This is a genomic window from Nocardia sp. NPDC058633 (assembly GCF_042717045.1).
GTDB lineage: Bacteria > Actinomycetota > Actinomycetes > Mycobacteriales > Mycobacteriaceae > Nocardia.
This window is the reverse complement of record NZ_JBHXRA010000018.1, coordinates 1-17,108: the sequence shown is the minus strand read 5'-3', so window position 1 is coordinate 17,108 and position 17,108 is coordinate 1. Positions and strand designations below refer to the sequence as shown.

The 17,108-nt window shown below is 70.1% G+C and carries 7 protein-coding genes; 6 read left to right on the top strand and 1 reads right to left on the bottom strand.

From position 1 onward, the window contains the following. Positions 1-44 precede the first annotated feature (44 nt). The 5 genes from ACFWUR_RS22975 (at position 45) to ACFWUR_RS22955 (ending at position 7,444) form a co-directional block, all read left to right on the top strand. Positions 45-830 (top strand): ABC transporter ATP-binding protein, encoded by a 786-nt coding sequence (locus ACFWUR_RS22975; RefSeq protein ID WP_378909456.1) that lies wholly within the window; start codon positions 45-47, stop codon positions 828-830. Next, positions 830-3,370 carry an ABC transporter permease gene (locus tag ACFWUR_RS22970; protein ID WP_378909455.1) on the top strand — a complete coding sequence of 847 codons (2,541 nt, stop codon included), beginning with the start codon at positions 830-832 and terminating at the stop codon, positions 3,368-3,370. Before ACFWUR_RS22975 ends, ACFWUR_RS22970 begins: the two co-directional genes overlap by 1 nt. Before the next feature lie 144 nt (positions 3,371-3,514). Continuing rightward, a complete protein-coding gene (locus ACFWUR_RS22965; RefSeq protein ID WP_378909454.1) occupies positions 3,515-4,741 on the top strand; it encodes a cytochrome P450 in 1,227 nt (408 codons plus the stop codon). 36 nt (positions 4,742-4,777) lie between these two features. Then, complete coding sequence (locus tag ACFWUR_RS22960) at positions 4,778-5,968, top strand: DUF993 family protein (RefSeq protein ID WP_378909453.1); 1,191 nt, start codon at positions 4,778-4,780, stop codon at positions 5,966-5,968. 75 nt (positions 5,969-6,043) lie between these two features. After that, positions 6,044-7,444: an NAD(P)/FAD-dependent oxidoreductase gene (locus tag ACFWUR_RS22955; RefSeq protein WP_378909452.1), complete on the top strand. Its 1,401-nt coding sequence runs from the start codon at positions 6,044-6,046 to the stop codon at positions 7,442-7,444. 205 nt (positions 7,445-7,649) lie between these two features. Here the strand turns inward: ACFWUR_RS22955 and ACFWUR_RS22950 are convergent, their stop codons facing one another. Further along, on the bottom strand, positions 7,650-7,808 hold the full coding sequence (locus ACFWUR_RS22950) for a hypothetical protein (RefSeq protein WP_378909451.1): 159 nt from the start codon (positions 7,806-7,808) through the stop codon (positions 7,650-7,652). 124 nt (positions 7,809-7,932) lie between these two features. Between ACFWUR_RS22950 and ACFWUR_RS22945 the strand changes: the two genes are divergently transcribed. Beyond that, a partial coding sequence (locus ACFWUR_RS22945) for an SDR family NAD(P)-dependent oxidoreductase (RefSeq protein ID WP_378909450.1) occupies positions 7,933-17,108 on the top strand: 9,176 nt, incomplete at its 3' end.

Sequence of the window (17,108 nt, the reverse complement as noted above, 5' to 3'; positions counted from 1 at the left end):
CAGGAAGACAGTCGCATGAGCACGTACAGACTGAGGAGAGGGAAATGGGAACAACTGGAGTGGGCCGAGTCATCGAGACTGTCAGCCTGAATGCCGTAGAGAAGGTGTACAAGCGAGGGAGCACGTCTGTCGCCGCCCTGGCTGGTGTGTCCATCGGATTTCACAAGGGAACGTTCACCGCGGTGATGGGGCCGTCCGGCTCCGGCAAGAGCACTCTGCTGCACTGCGCGGCAGGGCTCGACGAGCCGACCTCGGGGTCGGTCACCATCGACGGGATCAACCTTCAGGGCAAGAGCGAGACGGAACTGACCCTGCTCCGCCGTGAGCGGATCGGGTTCATCTTCCAGGCGTTCAACCTGCTGCCCGCGCTGACGGTGGCCCAGAACGTCATCTTGCCGCTTCAGCTCGCGGGCAAGAGAGTCGACAAGACCGTGGTGCAGCAGGTCATCCACAGCGTCGGCCTCAGCGACCGGGCCAACCACCGGCCCACCGAACTGTCCGGCGGCCAGCAGCAGCGCGTCGCCATCGCCCGCGCCATCATCAGCCGGCCCGCGGTGATCTTCGCGGATGAGCCGACCGGTTCCCTGGACACCCGCACCGCCCGTGAGGTGCTCACGCTCCTCGTCAACTCCGTGCACCAGGGCGGCCAGACCATCGTGATGGTCACCCACGACCCGGTGGCCGCCTCCTATGCGGACCGCGTGGTCTTCCTCGCCGACGGCCGGATCGCATCGGAGCTGTACAACCCGACGGCCTCCACCGTCGCCGAGAGGTTGACCCACCTGGGCGACGGCGACGCCGTGCGCGCCACGGTTGCCGGGAGAATGTGATGTTCAAACTCTCGATGCGTACGGTGCGTTACCGGTGGAGAAGCTTCGCCGCGACGTTCCTCGCGATGTTCCTCGCCGGGGCCATCATGACCGCTGCCGGGGCCATGATGGAGACCGGCCTGCGGGCCGTGCTCCCGGCCCAGCGCCTGGATGCCGCTCCGATCCTGGTGGCCGGCAACGGCGAGTACGAGCAGGCGGGCAGTCCCGTCGCCCATCTCAGCGAACGCGTCCGGGTTGACGCCTCACTGGCGGACAAGGTCCGCTCGCTGCCCGGTGTCAAGGACGTCGTCGTCGACCACTCGTTCGCGGCCGCCGCGCTCGACGGCGACGACCCGGTGGGCAAGTACGAGAAGTCCTACGGCCACGGCTGGGACTCCGCCCAGCTGATGCCGTACATACTGTCCTCCGGCAAGGCCCCAACCGCCGCGGGCGACGTCGTCCTCGACTCGGACGTGGCGAAGGAGTCCGGAGCCGAGGTCGGCTCCACGGTTCGGGTCGCCCTGGACGGACGTACCCAGGAATTCACCGTCACCGGTGTCGCCGAGCCGACCGCTGAGGCCGTCGAGTCGAGCCTCTTCTTCTCCCCGGCCGATGTGCAGCAGTTCGCCACCTCGCCCGACAAGGCCGACGCCATCGCCCTGCTCACCGAGCCGGGCACCGATGTGGACGCATTGGTCGAGCAGGTCGACCGGGCGATCGCTGGCAGCGGCGCCGTCACCCTGACCGGCGACGAGCGGGGCAAGGCTGAGTACGGCGACGTCGACATGACCGACCTCATCGTCATCGCCGGTCTGCTGGGCGCCCTGGCGCTCATGGTCGGCATACTCGGAGTCGCCTCGACGCTGTCGCTCTCGTTCCAGCAGCGGCACAAGGAGATGGCACTGCTCCGCGCCATCGGCGGCACGCCCGAGCAGCTGCGCCGCATGATCGTCGGTGAGACGGTGACCCTCTCCATCATCGCCACCGCACTGGCCGCTTTTCCCGGACTCTTCGCGGGCAAATGGTTGTTCGACCAGCTGACCGCGACGGGCATCGTCCCCGACGGGTTCGTCTTCTACCGCGGCTGGCTGCCGACCGCCATCGCGGTGGTCGTGGCGCTGATCGCCTCGGCGACCGCCGCGATCGTCGCGGGCCGCCGCTCCACGCTGACCAAGCCGGCCGCGGCACTGGCCGACGAGAGCAACGAGAAGTACCGGCTGGGCAAGCTCCGTCCGACGTTCGCCATCATCTGCTTCCTGATCAGCGCCAACCTGTGGTTCGTCGCGCTGAACCTGGTCACCGGGCCGCTGATCGCCAGCCCCGCCACGTTCGCGTCGATCTTCTTCGCGGTGGGCCTGGCGCTGCTCGGCCCGAGCATCGCCAAGGGCCTGACCACGGTGCTCTCGCCGCTGCTGCGGTCGGTGTCCGGTCTCTCCGGCTATCTGGCCGCGCTGAACACCCGAGCCAGGGCGGTCCGGATGGCGGCCGTGATCACCCCGATCATGCTGCTCACCGGCATCGCCACCGCGAACCTCTACCTGGTCTCCACCGAGAGCAGCGTCAAGTCCGTCTACACCCAGGACCTCGCCAGCGACGCGGTGCTCCGTGGCGGCCCCGACGGACTCGCCCCGGACGTGCTGGAGAAGGTGCGCGCGCTGCCCCAGGTGGGCGCCGCATCGGAGTTCGTGGCCAGCACCGGCTTCATCGAGGCGCCCGAGGACCCGTGGGGGAACAAGGACCTCGCGGGATGGCAGCTGCTCGGCTACACACCGGATGCCGCCGCCGCGGTCGGCGGCGCCAAGGAGGTCGAGGGGAAACTCGCGGACCTCGAGGGCAACTCGGTCGCGCTCGCCGCGAAGTACGCCGAGGAGCTGAAGGCGGGTATCGGTGACTCGATCACCGTGCGCTTCGGCGACGGGGCCACGGAGAAGCTGACGATCGTTGCCCTGGTCGACGCCAAGAGCAGCTTCGAGACGATCATGATGTCGGTCGATACGCTCGCCGAGCACACCCGTAGCGGCAAGCCTGACCACATCGTCGTCGCCCCCACTGCGGGCACCAGCGACAGCGCGGTGGCCACGGCACTCGGCACGGTCACCAAGGACCTCCCGGGTACCGAGGTCGTCAACCGCGACCGGCTCACCGACGCCTTCGCCCACCACCTCGGCGCACAGGCGCTGGTCAGCTATCTGATGATCGGCACCCTCCTCGGCTACATCACCATCTCGGTGATGAACAGCCTCTGGCTCGCGGTGCGCGGCCGCACCCAGGAGTTCGCCCTCCAGCGGCTCATCGGTGCCACCCGCGGTCAGGTGATGCGGATGATGGCGTATGAGGGCGGCATGACCGCCACGATCGGCATCCTCCTCGGCACCTTGGTCGCTCCGATGACGCTGATCCCGTTCAGCCTCGCCCGAGCCGACTCACTGACCCCGAGCGGCCCGATCTGGATGTACGTCGCCACGATCGGCTTTGCCGGCCTGCTGACCCTGGGGGCAACTCTCCTCCCCACCTGGCAGGCGCTCAAGGTGCGTCCCATCGAGGCGGCGCAGGCCGCCTAGGGGGGCCAGCGCACCCTGAGGAGCGCACAGCGGTTCAGCGCCCGTCCCTCCCCTGGACGGGCGCTGAACCGTTCGGGTTCCCGGACTGGATTTAGGGGTCGGATAGGGGGCGGCGGGCGGCAAATGGACGCCTAGCCTGAATTCATGAGTGACACAGCCGAAGCGGAAACAACCCCCGAACTTCCGTCCTTTCCGATGGAGCGGACGTGTCCTTTCAGCCCGCCGCCCGCCTATGCGGAACTGCGCGCCAACGAGCCTGTTTCCAAGGTGAAGATGGCGCTTTCCGGGCGTGAGGTGTGGGTGGCCACCACGCACGAGGACGTGCGTGAGGTCCTCTCGTCGCCCTCGACCAGCTCCAGCGTCAAGCTCCCGGGGTATCCCCTGCAGTTCCCCGTCCCCGACGAGGTTCTCCAGACCATGGAGCTGCCGCTCGTGGCCATGGATGGTGAGGAGCACGCCGTACGCCGTCGTGCGCTGATCCCCGAGCTGTCCTTCAAGCGGATGCAAGCGCTGCGCCCCCGCATCCAGGAGGTCGTGGACGAGCACATCGACGCGATGCTTGCCAAGGGCGGCCCCCTCGACCTGGTCGAGGCGCTGGCGATTCCCGTTCCCTCGCTGCTCTTCTGCGAGCTGATGGGTGTTCCGCTGGAGGAGACCGACACCTTCCGGGCCTTCGCCGAGACGACCGTCAAGAGCGACGTCACGCCCGAGGAAGTCGGCGCCGCCACCCAGCAGATGGACGTCTACCTCGACAAGCTGGTGACCGAGAAGGCCGAGAACAACACCGACGACCTACTCGGTCGCATCATCGCGCGCAACAGCAAGAGCGGCACCCTGAAGCAGGGCGACATCGTGGCCCTCGGCCGGATGCTGCTCTTCGGCGGCTTCGACACCATCACCAACATGATCGCGCTGGGCGTGACGACCCTGCTCGCGCACCCGGAGCAGCTCGCTGAGATCAAGGCGGACCCGTCGCTCACCCCGAACGCCATCGAGGAGCTGCTGCGCTACCTCAGCATCGCCGACTCCGCGACCGGCCGGGTCGCCCTGGCGGACATGGAGCTGAGCGGCGTCACCATCCGAGCGGGCGAGGGGATCATCGCGCTCAACGGCTCCGCCAACCGCGACGGGAACGTCTTCGACGACCCCGACACGTTCGACATCCACCGCGAGATCAAGGTGCACTCCGCCTTCGGCCACGGCAGCCACCAGTGCCCGGGCGCGAGCCTGGTCCGGGTCGAGCTGGAGATCGTCTTCGACACGCTGTTCCGCCGGATTCCCGAGCTGCGCCTCGCCGTCCCGCAGGACGAGCTGCCCTTCAAGAGCCACACCATGATCTACGGCATGCACGCGCTGCCCATCACCTGGTGACTCGCCTCTTCCCGACCAGACCGTAGGAGCGCCCAAGTGATTCGAATACCAGCACCAGACGGCTCGCTGACGTCGTACCAGCCCTCTGGTACAGGCCGCGCGTCCACCGCTGACAGCACACCGTTCACCAGCCGTTCCGTGCTGGCCGCCGCCCATGTCGTCGGCGATCCGCTCGCCGCCAACGAGCCCTTCGGCCCACCGCTCGGCCCGCCCCCGCCGCAGGCACTCGACTGGGACGCGACACTGGCGTTCCGCCGTCACCTGTGGGCGCACGGCTTCACCGTCGCAGAGGCCCTCGACACCGCGCACCGCGGTGCGGGCCTGGACTGGCCTACGGCCGCCGAGCTGGTCCGCCGCTCCGGCGCCGAGGCCCGATCCGTGGGCGGCAGGCTCGCCGTCGGGGTGTGGACCGACCAGCTGGACCCGTTCTCCCCGCACGGCGTCGACGACGTCGTCAAGGCGTACGAGCAGCAACTGGAGGTGGCCGAGGAGGCGGGTGCCACCGCGATCATCCAGGCCAGCACCGCGCTCGCGCAGGCCGCGGGCAGCCCCGAGGAGTACGCCGCGGTGTACGCGGGGCTGCTGGAGCAGGTCAGCCGTCCGGTCGTCCTGCACTGGCTGCTGCCGGAGTGGGTCCCCGGGCACACCGGCTATTGGGGCCACACGGGACGGGAGGAGGCCACCCAGGCCTTCATCGATCTCCTCGCCACCCACCGGGACAAGATCGACGGGGTGAAGGTGGCGCCGCTCAGCGCCGAGGACGAGGTCGCCCTGCGCCGCAGGCTCCCCGAAGGCATGCGGTTCTACACGGGTGACTACGACACATACTCCGAGCTGATCGCCGGTGACGGGCAGGGCCACAGCGACGCCCTCTCGCCGGTCTTCGACCTGATCGCCCCCGTCGCGGCCGATGCGTTCCGCGCCCTGGACGCAGGGGACGTCGAGGGCTTCCGTAGCCATCTCGACCCCACTCTGGACCTGGCCCGGCACATTTTCGAGGGCCCGGGGCGCAGCACACTCTTCTTCAAGACGGGCCTGGCCTTCCTGGCCTGGCTGGGCGGCCACGCCGACCACTTCCGGATGGTCTGGGCCGAGCAGGGTGCCCGGTCCGTGCCGCATCTCGCCCAGGGCTACCGGCTCGCCGACGAGCTGGGGCTCTTCGCCGACCCCGAGCTCGCCGCACACCGCATCGGCCAGTACCTCAGCCTCTCCGGCATCGAGCAGTAGTCCCCCCGTCCGGTATCCCAGTCATCCAGCGAGCCACCGGACCGTGAGTCCGCGATTCCAGGAGGAATTCAGACAATGACCAGTGCAGTGGTGCTCGGCGGTGGCATGGCCGGGATACTCACGGCGGCGGCCCTCGCCGGCCGAGCCGATCACGTCACCGTCATCGAGGAGGACCGGTTCCCCGATGAGCCCTCGTTGCGCCGGGGCCTGCCCCAAGGCCACCACAACCACATGCTCATGAGTGGTGGGGCGCAGGCCATGGACGCCCTGCTGCCTGGCACGTCCGACCAACTGTTCGCCGCCGGAGCCAAGCGCCGCGGCATGCCGTCCGACCTGCTGACGCTGTCCGCCGAGGGCTGGTACCGCAGGCACCAGGGCGACGCCTATGTCATCGCGTGCAGCAGGAAACTGATCGACCATGTCGTACGGCGGCAGGCCCTTGCCCACGAGAACATCACCGTCATCGAGTCGGCCAAGGTGACCGGCCTGGTCGGCGGCCGCGACCGAATCACCGGAGCCCGCATCGAGCGGGCCGGGGCCGTTGAGCCCGAGATCATCTCGGCGGAACTCGTCGTGGACGCCTTGGGGCGCCGGTCGAAGACCCCGGAGTGGCTCACGGAACTGGGGCTGCCCGCCCCCGAGGAGCTGAAGGTCGACGCCGGGTTCGCCTACGCGAGTCGGCTCTTCGAGGCGCCCGCGCTCGCGACGGACGACTTCCCCGGCGTTCTCATCCAGGCGCAGTCGGGCACCGGCCGCCCGGGCAGCGGCGCCGCCCTGCTGCCCAATGAGGGCAACCGCTGGATCGTCGCTCTCATCGGCACCCGCGGCGGGCACCCGCCGACCGACGAGGCCGGGTTCACGGATTTCGCCCGGTCGTTGCGGGACCCGATCGTCGCCGACCTGATGGCGGCCGCCACCCCCGCGGGTCCCATCCGTGCCTACCGCGGCCTGCCCAACTGGCGCCGCCGCTACGAGAAGCTGGCGCTGCCCGAGGGCCTCCTCGTGGTCGGGGACGCCGCCACCACCCTCAACCCGAACTACGCCACCGGGATGTCGCTCGCCTCGCTGGGCGCCCTCGCGCTCCGTACCGAGGTGAACAGGCTCGGCTTCGCACCCGGTCTGGGCCGCGCGGCACAGACCGCCATCGCCAAGTCCGCCGAGGGGCCGTGGCAGATGGCCGTCGGCACCGACCAGTGGTTCCCCGATGTCGAGCTGAACATCAAGCGGACCCCCGAGGCGCTGCGCCGCTTCACCGCGCGGTTCGCCCGGGTCACCACCGAGAATGCCGCACTCTCCAACGCGTCGTTCAACGTGGCCGCCCTCCATGCGCCGCCCAGCAGCATGATGACGCTGCCTGCCCTGGTGACCGTGGCCCGCGGACTGCGCGAGACCCCCCTCGACCGGGAACGGGCCATGGCCCAGTTCCCGGAAATCGGCGCGATTCTCCGGCACGGCTCCGCCGCCGACGCCGTATAGCCGGCCCCACCTCGGAGCTGCCCCTCCTCCGGCCACCGGTGGCAGGGGTAATTCCAAGAAAGCGGGCGGCCCGACGAAAGCCCGTAATACCAGCCCTTGCCGTAGGGGTTGCCAGGTCAAGTAAGGGGTTGGCGTACTGATCCGCCACGCTCAGGATTTGTATGCGAATCCAGCTGTCCGAACTGCGAGATGTTCGTTTACCAATTCAAGGGGTGTCCTGGGTGAGCGGTGAGGAAATGCCTACGGCGATGCCGTGGCTGATCTCGGGATGGTCGTCGACCATGCGAACCCGGTCGCGCTTGCCGCGTATCTGCGCGACGAACTCTGCCCCGACGACAGCGGGTACGGGCGGCGGCCGGGCCATGTCCGTCCTGACCGAACTCGACCGGCTCGACCGAGAGCTCGGCCTGGCCTGAACAGGCCCACACCACTCCATGCAGAAACCACGCGGAACCACGCGTATTCCAGAAGACGTTGCGAGGCGGGGAATGGCTGACGATCAGAAGCTCCTTGACTATCTCAAGCGGGTCACTGCGGATTTGGCTCAGACGCGTCAGCGGCTGCAGGAGTACGAGGCCAAGGACCAGGACCCGATCGCGATCGTCGCCATGAGCTGCCGCTACCCCGGCGGCGTCAGCTCGCCCGAGGACCTGTGGCGGCTCGTCGACGACGAGGTCGACGCCGTCTCCGGCTTTCCCGCCGACCGCGGCTGGGACGTCGAGGGCGAATCCGGTGACTTCGCACGGGTGGGCGGATTCATGGAAGGCGCGGGGGCGTTCGACCCCGCCTTCTTCGGGATCGGCCCGCGCGAGGCGACGGCCATGGACCCGCAGCAGCGGCTGATGCTCGAAGTGTCCTGGGAGGCGCTGGAGCGGGCCGGAATCCCCGCCGAGAAGGTACGCGGCGGACAGGTCGCCGTCTTCGCGGGATCCGGCTTCCAGGACTACGGCGATCTGCTCAACTCCGCACCCGAGGCCGCGGGCCCCTTCATGGGCACGGCCGCGGTCGCGGCAGTGATCGCGGGCCGGGTGTCGTACGCACTCGGCCTCGAAGGTCCTTCGGTGACGGTCGACACCGCCTGCTCGTCCTCCCTGGTCGCGGTGCACCTGGCCACCCAGGCGCTGCGCGAACGGGAGTGCTCGATGGCACTGGCCGGCGGCGTCATGGTGATGTCGACCCCGGGCCCCTTCATCGGCATGGCCCGCCAGGGCGGCCTCGCGAGCAACGGCCGCATCAAGGCCTACGCCGACGCCGCGGACGGCACCGGCTGGGCCGAGGGCGCCGGAATGCTCGTACTGGAACGGCTCTCGGACGCCCGCGCCAAGGGCCATCCGGTCCTCGCGGTCATCAAGGGCTCGGCCATCAACCAGGACGGTGCGAGCAACGGACTCACCGCCCCCAACGGCCCTTCCCAGCAGCGCGTCATTCGCGAAGCGCTGAGCAACGCCCGGATCCCCGCCTCTCAGGTCGATCTGGTCGAGGGCCACGGCACGGGCACCACGCTCGGCGACCCGATCGAGGCACAAGCACTCCTCGCCACGTACGGCCAGGGACGACCGGACGACCGGCCGCTGTGGCTGGGCTCCCTCAAGTCGAACATCGGCCACGCCCAGGCGGCGGCCGGAGTCGGCGGCATCATCAAGATGGTCATGGCGATACGGCACCGGAGGATGCCGAAGACCCTCCATGTGGACCGGCCGACCAGCCATGTCGACTGGACGGCCGGAAAGGTCAGCCTCCTCACCGAGGCCCGCCCCTGGACGGCGGGCGGCCACCCGCGCCGGGCCGCCGTGTCCGCCTTCGGCGTCAGCGGCACCAACGCCCATCTGATCCTGGAGCAGGCACCGGAGCCCGAGCCCACCGACGCCTCCCCAGCCGAGCCGGTGCCCGTTCCCGTTCCGGCGGCCTGGCCCACCGGAACCCCGCTGCCCTGGCTCGTCTCCGCCCGTAGCGCCGACGCCCTGCGGGCCCAGGCCGCACGCATCGGCTCCCACGCCGGAGCCCACTCCGACCTGACCGCCCTCGACCTCGGCTACTCGCTCGCCACATCCCGCGCTGCGCTGGAGCACCGTGCGGTGATCCTGGCCGACGACCGGGACGCCGCCGTCGCGGGACTCGCCGCCCTCTCGGCCGGTGAGACCCGCGCCGAGGTGCTGCGCGGTGTCGTCCAGGACGGTCAGACGGCCTTCCTGTTCACCGGGCAGGGCGCGCAGCGGACCGGAATGGGACGCGAACTGCACGCCGCCTTTCCGGTGTTCGCGGCCGCGTTCGACGCGGCGCTTGCCGAGCTGGACACGTCGCTGCGCACCGTGATGTGGGATTCGGACGCGGATGCGCTGAACCGCACCGAGTTCGCCCAGCCCGCACTGTTCGCCATGGAGGTGGCGCTGTTCCGGCTGATCGAGTCCTGGGGCATCCGGCCCGACTTCGTCGCCGGGCACTCGATCGGCGAAATAGCCGCCGCACATATCGCGGGGGTGCTGTCGCTGTCCGACGCGGCCGGTCTCGTCACCGCACGCGGGCGCCTGATGCAGGCGCTGCCGACCGGTGGCGCGATGCTCGCCGTCCAGGCCACCGAGGACGAGATCCTCCCGTACGTGAGCGACGGCGTGTCGATCGCCGCGATCAACGGGCCCGGCTCCGTGGTGGTTTCGGGCGTCGAGAGCGCTGTCCTGGAGATTCAGGCGCACTTCGAGGCCGCGGGCCGCAAGACCAGCCGCCTCGAGGTCTCGCACGCCTTCCACTCGCCGCTCATGGAGCCGATGCTCGACCGCTTCCGACAGGTGGCCCGCTCCCTCTCGTACGCACAGCCGGTCATCCCGGTCGTCTCCAACGTCACCGGCACCCTGGCCACCGGACTCACCGACCCCGAGTACTGGGTCCGGCACGTCCGTGACGCGGTCCGCTTCGCCGAAGGGGTGCGCGCCCTCGAAGCCGAGGGCGTCACCCGATTCCTGGAACTCGGCCCCGACGGCGTACTGGCCGCGATGGCCCAGCAGTCCCTGACATCGGATTCCGCGGTCGTCGTCCCGGCGCAGCGCCGCGACCGGCCCGAGCCTGCCTCGCTGCTCGAGGCGGTCGGACGGCTCTACGTCCGGGGTGTTCCGGTCGACTGGGAGAGCGTCTTCGCAGGACACGGCGCACGCCGCGTCGATCTGCCGACGTATGCCTTCCAGCGCAAGCAGTATTGGATCACCCCCGAGAACGGTGCGGGCGACGTCACGTCCGCGGGTCTCGACGCCGCCGACCACCCGCTGCTCGGCGCCGCCGTCATGCTCGCCGACTCCGAGGGCGCAGTCCTCACCGGACGGCTCTCCACCTCCACCCACCCCTGGCTCGCCGACCATGTGGTCGGCGGCACCGTCCTCTTCCCCGGCACCGGCTTCGTCGAACTGGCGATCCGCGCAGGTGACCAGGTGGGTTGCGACGTACTCGAGGAGCTCACGCTCGAAGCGCCCCTCGTCTTGCCCGCGCGCGGGGCCGTCCAGGTCCAGGTCGCCGTGGGCGCGGACGACGGCTCCGGCGCCCGCACCCTGACCGTGCACTCCCGCTCCTCGCAGGACGAACCGTGGACCAGGCATGCCGCCGGTGTGCTCGCCCAAGGGGCGGTGGCCGGGGACTTCGACCTTGCCCAGTGGCCGCCGGCCGGGGCCGAGACCATCGACGTGGCCGGACTGTACGAGGGCCTCGCCGGCGTCGGTCTGCAGTACGGGCCCGTGTTCCGAGGCCTAGAGGCCGCCTGGCGGACCGGCGACACCGTGTACGCCGAGATCGCACTCCCCGAGCAGGCCCACAAGGACGCCGGACGCCTCGGCCTGCACCCCGCCGTCCTGGACGCCGCCCTGCATGCGGTGAGCTTCACCGGAGTCACCGGCGAGCAGGCCGCGCTGCCCTTCGCCTGGTCGCGGGTGACCTTCCATGCCGCAGGAGCCGCCGCCGTAAGGGTGCGGCTGACGCCCACCGGCTCCGGCGTCGCGCTCGACCTGGCGGACGGCAACGGCCGCCCGGTGGCGACGGTCGATTCGCTGGTGCTGCGCCCCATCTCCGACGAGCAACTGGCGGCAGCCCGATCTCGATACCACGACGCGCTCTTCCGCGTGGAGTGGACACCGGTCCGAGCACCGGCAGCCGACGCCGCGGACCGGCCCGCCGGTACCGTGGTGCTCACCAGCGCCCCCGGCACGGAGGCCGAGGCGGTACGGGCTGCGACCGGGGTGGCACTGGCCGCACTCCAGTCCGCCGTCGGGCCGCTCGTCGTCGTCACCCGGGGCGCGGTGGTGCTGCCCGGCGAAGACGTCACCGACCTGGCGGGCGCCGCCGTATGGGGCCTGGTGCGCTCCGCCCAGTCCGAGAACCCGGGCCGCTTCGTCCTCGTGGACACCGACAGCGACACCGGCAACAGCACGACCATCCAAGCTGCCGTTGACCTGGCACTCGCCTCGGGCGAGCCCCAAGTGGTGGTACGCGACGGGCTAGCCTACGGCGCCAGACTCGCCCGTATCGCGACCGAAGAGCACACCACCGAATCCCGCTTCAGCGACAGAGGAACGGTCCTCCTCACTGGCGCGACCGGAACCCTGGGCCGCCTGTTCGCCCGCCACCTGATCACCCGCCACGGCGTCCGCAAGCTCCTACTGACCAGCCGCCGAGGCACACACGCCCCCGGCACGAACGAACTGGTCACAGAACTGACCGAGCTGGGTGCCGAAGTCACCATCGCCGCCTGCGACGTCGCCGACCGCGACGCACTCACCGCACTACTAACAGATGTCGAACTCTCCGGAGTCGTCCACATCGCCGGCACCCTCGACGACGGAATCATCGGTTCGCTCACCCCGGAACGCATCGACACCGTCATGCGACCCAAAGTCGACGCAGCCCTCAACCTCCACCAACTCACCGCACACATGAACCTCTCCACCTTCCTACTCTTCTCCTCCGGATCCGGCACCATCGGTGCGCCGGGGCAGGGCAACTACGCCGCCGCCAACGCCTTCCTCGACGGCCTCGCCGCCCACCGCAGGGCGCAGGGCTTGCCCGCCCAGTCTCTGGCCTGGGGCCTGTGGGCCGGAGGTATGGCAGGCACCCTGAACGAGGCGGAACGCACCCGGATCTCGCAGGGCGGCATCGTCGCGCTCGACCCCGAGGAGGGGCTCGCCCTCTTCGACGCAGCGCAGACCTGCGCCGAACCCACCGTCGTGCCGGCGAAGTTCGACCTGTCCGCGCTGCGCGCCCAGGGCGACAGCATGCCGGTGCTCTTCCGGGGCCTGGTCCCGAACGCCGCGCGGCGGCGCCGCAGCACCGACTCGGCGAAGACCGAAACGAGCGCGCTGCAACGACAGTTGGCGCTGCTCCCGCCGGAGGAGTGGCAGGCCACCCTGCTCGACTTGGTGCTCAGCAGGGCCGCCCGGGTCCTCGGCTTCGGCGACGCCCAGGCCATCGAGCCCGAGCGCGCCTTCCGCGATCTGGGTGTCGACTCTCTCGCCGCGGTCGAGATGCGGAACGGACTCAACGACGACACCGGTCTGCGACTGCCCGCAACGCTCGTCTTCGACCGCCCGAGTCCGGTCGAGCTCGCCCAGTACCTCCTGGAAGAGCTCTCGGGACACGACGCCGGCGGCCCCGTGATCGTGCCGGGCGCCGTCCCGCTGGACGATGACCCGATCGCGATAGTCGGCATGAGCTGCCGCTACCCGGGCGGCGTCGAGACCCCCGACGACCTGTGGCGTCTCGTCGCGGGCGGAGTGGACGCGGTCACCGAATTCCCGGCGAACCGGGGCTGGAACGTCGACGAGCTCTACGACCCCGATTCCGAGCACCCCAACACCAGTTATGTGAAGCACGGCGGGTTCCTGCACAACGCGGGTGAGTTCGACCCGGCCTTCTTCGGCATCTCGCCCAATGAGGCGCTGGGCATGGATCCGCAGCAGCGGTTGCTGTTGGAGACGTCCTGGGAGGCGATCGAGCGGGCCGGTATCGACCCGACGTCGCTGAAGGGTACGGCGACCGGTGTCTTCGCCGGAATGATGTACCACGACTACGCCGCCAACAGCGGCACGGGCGCCATCGCATCGGGCCGGATCTCCTATGTGTTCGGCTTGGAAGGGCCCGCCGTCACCATCGACACCGCCTGCTCGTCGTCGCTGGTCGCCCTGCACTGGGCGGCGCAGGCGCTGCGCTCGGGAGAGTGCTCCCTCGCGCTGGCCGGTGGGGTTGCGGTCATGGCGACGCCGGAGGCGTTCGTCGAGTTCAGCCGCCAGCGCGGCCTGGCCCCCGACGGCCGCGCCAAGTCGTTCGCCGCTTCGACGGACGGGACGGCGTGGGGCGAGGGTGTCGGCATGCTGCTCGTCGAGCGACTCTCCGACGCGCAGGCCAACGGCCACCCGGTGCTGGCGATCGTCCGGGGCACCGCGGTGAACCAGGACGGTGCGAGCAACGGTCTGACGGCTCCGAACGGTCCCGCGCAGCGCCGGGTCATCCGGCAGGCACTCGCGGGTGCAGGTCTGACCGCCGCCGATGTGGACGCGGTCGAGGCGCATGGTACGGGTACGACGCTGGGTGACCCGATCGAGGCGCAGGCATTGCTTGCGACCTACGGTCAGGACCGCCCCGCCGACCAGCCGCTGTGGCTGGGCTCCGTCAAGTCGAACATGGGTCACACTCAGGCCGCGGCCGGTGTCTCCGGAATCATCAAGATGGTCGAGGCCATCCGCCACGGCATCCTGCCCAAGACCCTGCACGTAGACGAGCCGACCCACCAAGTCGACTGGACCGAGGGCAACATCGAACTGCTGACCGAGTCACGACCGTGGCCCGAGACCGGCCGACCGCGCCGGGCCGGTATCTCATCCTTCGGGATCAGCGGCACCAACGCCCACGTCATCATCGAACAGGCCCCGGCCACCACCCCCGAGGCGGCCGCCGATCCGACCGCCGACTGCGGAGCCCCCGTGGTGCCGTGGCTGCTCTCCGGCAAGACCGAGGACGCGCTGCGCGGCCAGGCCGAGCGGCTGCGGGCATACGTCGAAGCCGATGCCGGGCTGCGGCCCGTGGACGTCGGTTTCTCGCTGGCCACCGACCGCACGGTCATGGACCACCGGGCGGCCGTCACCGGCGCCGACCGCGAGGAGCTGCTGCGCGGGCTGACCGCCGTGGCCCAGGGCCTGGCCGGTGCCTCGGTGGCGCGGGGAAGCGCGCGGGACAAAGGCCGCACGGCGTTCCTGTTCACTGGACAGGGTGCCCAACACCTTGGCATGGGACGAGAACTGTATAACGCGTTCCCCGTGTTCGCGCGAGCCTTCGACGCGGTCCTGACAGAGCTGGACATGCCGCTGCGGGAGATCATGTGGGGCGAGCACGCCGAGGTTCTGAACCGGACCGAGTACACCCAGCCCGCCCTCTTCGCCATCGAGGTCGCGCTCTACCGCCTGGTCGAATCATGGGGTGTGAAGCCGGACTACCTCGCCGGGCACTCCATCGGAGAGATCACCGCCGCACACGTGTCCGGGGTACTGTCCCTGACCGACGCGGCCGAGCTGGTCGCGGCACGCGGGCAACTGATGCAGGCGCTACCGGCCGGCGGCACCATGGTCGCGATCCAGGCCGCCGAGGACGAGGTCCTGCCGTACGTGAGCGACGGGGTGTCCATCGCGGCGATCAACGGGCCGAAGTCCGTGGTGGTTTCGGGTGTTGAGGCCGCTGTTCTTGCGGTCAAGGAACACTTCGAGGACAAGGGCCGCAAGACCAGCCGTCTCGAGGTCTCCCACGCCTTCCACTCGCCGTTGATGGAGCCGATGCTCGACGAGTTCCGACGGGTGGCCGAGTCACTTTCGTACGCGGAGCCGGTCATCCCGGTCGTCTCCAACGTCACCGGCGAGCTGGCAGCGGAGCTGACCGACCCCGAGTACTGGGTACGCCACGTCCGCGACGCGGTCCGCTTCGCCGACGGCATCCGGACCCTGGCCGCCGCAGGCGTCACCACCTTCGTCGAGATCGGCCCAGACGCGGTCCTGAGCGCCATGGGCCAGCCCTCCGCCGACGGCGCCTTCATCCCCGTACTCCGCCGCGACCGCGCCGAGGTTCCCGAGACCGTCGCCGCCCTCGCGCGGGCCGCCGTACGCAGTGTGGGCGTCGACTGGCAGGCCTTCTACGCGGGCCACGGCGCCCGCCGCACCGATCTGCCGACCTACGCCTTCCAGCGTCGGCACTACTGGCTGGACACCCTGGAGTACTGGGCCGACGCCTGGGCCGGAGCCGACACCGGCGCAGTCGCATCCGCCGGTCTCGACCGGGCCGAACACCCCCTGCTCGGCGCCGTCGTGGCCTCCCCCGACTCCGACGGCGCCGTCTTCACCGGCCGTCTCTCGATCGCCTCGCAGCCTTGGCTCGCCGACCACGCGGTCGGCGGAGTGGTCCTCTTCCCCGGCACCGGCCTGGTGGAGCTCGCCATCGCCGCGGGCGATCAGGTCGGCTGCGGCACCTTGGAGGAGTTGACGCTCCAGGCACCGCTGGTCCTCCCGGAGCGCGGCGGAGTCGCCCTTCAGGTGGTGGTCGACGCCGCCGACGACAGCGGCTCGCGCACGGTGGGCATGTATGCGCGCGGCGAGGACGACGAACGGACGTGGACGCGGCACGCCACCGGTGTGCTCAGTGCCGAAGCCCCCGACGCGGCCTTCGACCTCACCCAGTGGCCACCGGTCGGCGCCGAGAGCGTCGACCTCACGGGCATGTACGACACGCTCGCCGAGACAGGGCTCGAGTACGGTCCGGTGTTCCAGGGCCTGACAGCGGCCTGGCGGTCCGGGGACGACATCCACGCCGAGATCACCCTGCCCGAGGGCACGGACACCGACGGCTACGGCCTCCACCCGGCCCTCCTCGACGCCTGCCTGCACGCCACCGGCCTGCTCGAAGGCGGTGCGGAGACAGCACGGTTGCCCTTCGCCTGGACCGGAGTCACCCTGCACGCCACGGGCTCCACCCGGATACGTGTACGGCTCTCCGCCGCCGGAACCGACGGCGTGTCCCTCGCCGTCGCCGACAGCGAGGGCCGGCCGGTCGCCACAGTGGAAGGGCTTGTCCTACGGACCGTGTCCGCCGAACAACTCGCGTCGGCCAGCGCCACGTTCCACGACTCGCTGTTCCAACTGGAGTGGACGAAGCTACCCACCGCCTCAGCCGGGATGCCGGTCGGGGATGCGGTGGTGCTGCACAGCAAACCCGGTGCGGATGCGGTTTCGGTACGGGCTGCGGTCCATGCGACTCTGGCCGAACTGCAGTCCGGTGTAGCGAAGGTGATCGTCGTTACACAAGGAGCGGTAGCGATCGGCAACGAGGACATCACCGACCTGGCAGGTGCGGCGGTGTGGGGTCTGGCCCGTTCGGCAGAGTCCGAGGAACCGGGCCGGGTGGTCCTGGTCGACACCGACACCCCCGACGATCTCTCCCTGGCCCTGGCCGCCGGCGAGTCTCAGGTGGTGGTACGGCAAGGTGTGGCCTACGGCGCCAGACTGGTCCGCACACCGGCCGAAGAAACTCCTTCCGAATCCGCCGCTTTCAGCGGGGAGGGCACGGTCCTGGTGACTGGTGCGACCGGAACCCTGGGCCGCCTCTTCGCCCGCCACCTCATCACCAGGCACAACGTCCGCAAGCTCCTACTGACCAG

Coding starts and splice junctions, on each gene's coding strand:
- ACFWUR_RS22950 (WP_378909451.1), bottom strand. CDS start 7,808: ATGGCCCGGCCGCCGCCCGTACCCGCTGTCGTCGGGGCAGAGTTCGTC.
- ACFWUR_RS22965 (WP_378909454.1), top strand. CDS start 3,515: ATGAGTGACACAGCCGAAGCGGAAACAACCCCCGAACTTCCGTCCTTT.
- ACFWUR_RS22955 (WP_378909452.1), top strand. CDS start 6,044: ATGACCAGTGCAGTGGTGCTCGGCGGTGGCATGGCCGGGATACTCACG.
- ACFWUR_RS22970 (WP_378909455.1), top strand. CDS start 830: ATGTTCAAACTCTCGATGCGTACGGTGCGTTACCGGTGGAGAAGCTTC.
- ACFWUR_RS22975 (WP_378909456.1), top strand. CDS start 45: ATGGGAACAACTGGAGTGGGCCGAGTCATCGAGACTGTCAGCCTGAAT.